This window comes from Nocardia sp. NPDC058497 (genome assembly GCF_042720195.1).
Classification (GTDB): Bacteria; Actinomycetota; Actinomycetes; order Mycobacteriales; family Mycobacteriaceae; genus Nocardia.
In genome coordinates this window covers 1-1943 of the sequence record NZ_JBHXMY010000584.1, presented here as the reverse complement: position 1 = coordinate 1943, position 1943 = coordinate 1, and the positions used below count along the sequence as shown (strand labels likewise).

Below are 1943 nucleotides of genomic sequence, written 5' to 3'. Positions count from 1 at the left end.
CCCTCACCGCGCGGTCTACTATTTTTAGACGGGCGATAGGAATTGTGCGGGTTGTCGGTGTGCAGATGCGCATCTTACGCGTTAATCGACAGGGGGGCGCGGGCCACAATCGGCCGACGCCCCGCTGGGGTGCTGAATGCGCTACATGTCTTTCGCGCGCTTCCGCGCCGGAAGGGCCCGGTGCGCATCCAGGACCTCGCCGACCACGAACAGCTCGGGCCATTCAGGCGACCAGGGACCGGGCACCGGCTGGACCAAGCCCGCCTCGCGGAGCGTGCGCACTCGACGTGCGGTCAAGTTGCGATAGCCATCACCCAATTGCTCCGCGAGCTTGCCGATCCCGGTGGCATTGAGGCGTACCGCCCTGGCACGCAGCACCAACGCGGCATCGGCGTCGGCCACATCGGCGGGCGGGCACACGACTGCTACCGCAGCCTCGATCGCGGCGGCGATCTCGACCGGCGCGCCCTCGACCCCCTCTGTCATGGCGAAGGCAAGGATGTTGTGCTGCAACCACTCCGCCAGACCGGCGATGGTCGACGCGCCGTCGTATGCGAAATCGCGCTGCTCACACACCAATCGAACCCACGACACCAAGACCGCCCGGAGTTCGTCTTCGACCCGCGCCGCCGCCGGATTGAAGGGGAGTCGCTGCTCCCTGGCACCATCGCGCGTTCGGTAGTCGACCGCGCCGAACCGGGTCTGCCGCGTGCGCGCATCCGCCAGATCCTCGGCCAGGTCCGGGATGTCGCCGAGCATCTGCGCCAGGTCGCGGGCGGCACTTCGATCCAGGAACAGGTGCGCATCGTCGATCCACCTGTCCAACGGGGTCACACCGCACGAATCCTCACGCATGCGGTTCGACGCCGTCACGGCATCGCTCGTGCCCATGTATTTACTCCTTCGATCGATAGCAGGTCGGAACCCTGGCCACACCCCGGCGCTGCATGGCCGGTAGAGGTTGCGCGCCGGGGTGGCGTCGAGTGGACCCCCCTTGCCGAGACCCACAATTCAACACCCGTTGTATGCAACGTTGTTGCACCGCGTCTGTCAAGCTGGAGCGGCACACACGGGTACCCAGTTGGGTTGCATCACAATCACTATCGCGAGCCACTGTTGCTATCGACCACCAGTAGCGCCCTCTTTCGGTGCTCAGAAGTGCACGTCGTAGCTACATGCACTTCATGCATCAGTGCAAACAATCTGCTACCATCGCAACATGGTGAGACAACGGAGCGCGGTGGTCCCGCCCGAGGTCAGCGCCACCCTGCGGCTTGCTCGCAAGGAGCGCGAGATGTCGATGGACCGCGCCGCGAAGGCAGCACGGATCAGTACCAGCCTGTGGACGCAGGTCGAGAACGGCACCCAGTACAAGCGCGGGCAGAAGGTGCCCGCCAGCACCACGGCGGAAACACTGCAGGCGATGGCCGAAGCTGTCGGGCTCGATGCTCTACCACTGCTGGAACAGGCCGGGCTGGACCCCGTCGAGGTTGTGCACGCGCGGCCGCCGGGCCATGAAGGGATTGTCGATCTGTCCGGACTGTCCGAGGGTGATCTGCGGATCGTCGCGGCCTACGTGAATGGGCTGCGGGCGGCTCGACACAGTTGAGCGGTGCGGTGCCCACCCTTCGCGCCACTGCCGCATGCAGTTTCCGAAGACGACCTCACCTGGACCAGGCTCGGATCGATCTTCCGGCGGGTTGCGTACCGGTAGCCGAGTTCACTGCCGGGTGGTGTGGGGACCAGGTGCGGAAATGTGGCGCCGATCGCGTCCTCGGTTGGGTGCTTGTTCAGGTCGAGCCACTCGGGAATCTCGAAAGCGCATCACTGCGGCCTGAACAGCGGTGCCGATACACCCTTGGGCACGAGGACGACGGTAATGAACGTGGGATTAGCGTAGGAACAGCGGAAACGACGAAATCCCCCCCCGGATTGCGAGGGCA

2 protein-coding genes are annotated in these 1943 nt (G+C 65.1%); one reads left to right on the top strand and one right to left on the bottom strand.

The features are described from left to right. Positions 1–141 precede the first annotated feature (141 nt). Positions 142–1008 (bottom strand): hypothetical protein, encoded by an 867-nt coding sequence (locus ACFWPJ_RS27645; RefSeq protein WP_378855642.1) that lies wholly within the window; start codon positions 1006–1008, stop codon positions 142–144. A gap of 211 nt (positions 1009–1219) precedes the next feature. On the opposite strand from ACFWPJ_RS27645, the gene ACFWPJ_RS27640 reads away from it, so the two are divergent. Then, on the top strand, positions 1220–1609 hold the full coding sequence (locus ACFWPJ_RS27640) for a helix-turn-helix domain-containing protein (protein ID WP_378855640.1): 390 nt from the start codon (positions 1220–1222) through the stop codon (positions 1607–1609). Positions 1610–1943 lie beyond the last annotated feature (334 nt).